The following is a 1,727-nucleotide window of genomic DNA, read 5'->3' on the forward strand; positions in this document are numbered from 1 at the left end:
GTTTCAGGCATGGGGTCCTCGTGGCGGTTTGACGCATACCTAATATAGTTTTGCCGCAAATATCCAATAAATATTCTTAAAAACCCAGCATCAATCCTCAATGACCGCTGCCGGTAAGGGAGGCCTGCCCCATGTCTCACCAAAGCCAGATCCGCGCCCTTCACAAGGTTGCCCCGGCAATCCGGGATGGGGCATCCACCGGGCAACGCTTCACGTTTCTGCTTCTTGATGGGTTCGCACATCTGCCACTGGCCTCTGCGCTGGAGCCGATGCGTCTGGCCAACCAGCTTCTGGGATCGCGCGCCTATTCCTGGCGTATCGTCAGCATGACCGGTGCTCCGGTCGCCTGTTCGTCCGGGCTGACGGTGATGACAGATGGAGCATATAGCGCGCTTGGACGTGACGACACGCTGATCGTCATCGGCGGCGCAACACTGCGCCGACATCCTGACACCCGTCTTAGCCATCTGCTGCGCCGGGAAGCGGCCCATGGGGTCAGGATCGGCGGCTTTTGCAGGGGGGTCTATGCGCTGGCGCATGCGGGTCTGCTCGACGGCGAGGAATGCGCGGTCCACTGGGCTGATATCGACGGCTTTGCCGAGAACTTTCCGAACGTCCGGATCAGCCGCAATGCATTTGCGCTCGGCCGTCGCCCGACGGCGCCGGGCGGTGGCATGTCAGCCGATCTGATGATGCATCTGATCTCCGGAACCCATGGGGCCGAGGTTGCCACCAGGATCGCTGACCTGATGGTCTGCACCGAGGTGCGCAGCCCCCAGTCGAAACAGAAAGTATCGATCCAGTCGCGCTACGGGCTGCGCAACCCAAGGCTGGTCAAGGTGCTGAGCTGCATGGAGGCGAACCTCGAAACGCCACTCACAGCGCAAGAGATTGCTGATATCGCAGCGATGTCGGTGCGCCAGACCGAACGGCTTTTCGCCCAGCATCTGAACACGACGCCGATGTGCTTTTACATGCAGATGCGACTGGAAAAGGCGCATAAGCTGCTGTCGCAGACCGAGCTTTCGGTGACAGAGATTGCCGTGGCCTGCGGGTACAAATCCACGTCACATTTCACCAAGAGCTTCCGCGACGCCTACGGCGCCACCCCGAAACGAATGCGCGCCGTCGGAAGCTGATCTGAGCACCGGCGACGGGCACCAAATGCGCTGATTTCCGGCACCAATCACCGGGGAATTCGCGAGGCCCTCTGCCCCCTTCGGGGTTGGGCCGGTCACACTCGGTCAGAACCTGATGCCACCGCTTGGCCAGACGACATAGGATTCTCCGCTGCGGGATGCCGGTACGGGAACGCCCGTGTTCCGGCAGGTCGACACACCGGCATTCAGCTCAGATTCCGAACGCACCTGCTTAAAGAAACTGAGGTCACGCACGAGTTTCTTGCCGTCGAGTTCAACGACTGCTTTGCGCAGGATGCGCCGGAAGCCAATGGCGCTGCTCGCATCGGCGAAATACGATGCACCGCAGACCGCAAGTTGGCCGTTCGACTCGATCACATTGTATTTGTACATATATCCGCGACCGTAACCGTTCACCGTCAGCGTGCCGCCACCGAACGAGTCGTCAATCGGCAGTGAGAAGTCCGAAGCGGCGAAAACCGGTGTCGTTAGGGACAGTGCCACAGCGCAGGCGGTGATTGTTCGAGAAATCATTTAAATACCCCAGATTCAGCAAGCGTAATCAATTGCATACATTCTCTGCTTGGC

Annotated in this window: 2 protein-coding genes; one reads left to right on the plus strand and one right to left on the minus strand. The window is 59.5% G+C overall.

All coding sequences use genetic code 11. The annotated features are described in order from the left end of the window. The first annotated feature begins 131 nt into the window (after positions 1-131). Positions 132-1,139, plus strand: a complete 1,008-nt coding sequence (locus tag WBB85_RS22345; RefSeq protein WP_432640770.1) for a GlxA family transcriptional regulator — start codon at positions 132-134, stop codon at positions 1,137-1,139. 105 nt (positions 1,140-1,244) lie between these two features. Here the strand turns inward: WBB85_RS22345 and WBB85_RS22350 are convergent, their stop codons facing one another. After that, positions 1,245-1,673 carry a hypothetical protein gene (locus WBB85_RS22350; RefSeq protein ID WP_432640771.1) on the minus strand — a complete coding sequence of 143 codons (429 nt, stop codon included), beginning with the start codon at positions 1,671-1,673 and terminating at the stop codon, positions 1,245-1,247. Positions 1,674-1,727: the final 54 nt, after the last annotated feature.

Source organism: Albidovulum sp., assembly GCF_049646345.1.
In the GTDB taxonomy this organism is placed as follows: domain Bacteria; phylum Pseudomonadota; class Alphaproteobacteria; order Rhodobacterales; family Rhodobacteraceae; genus Albidovulum.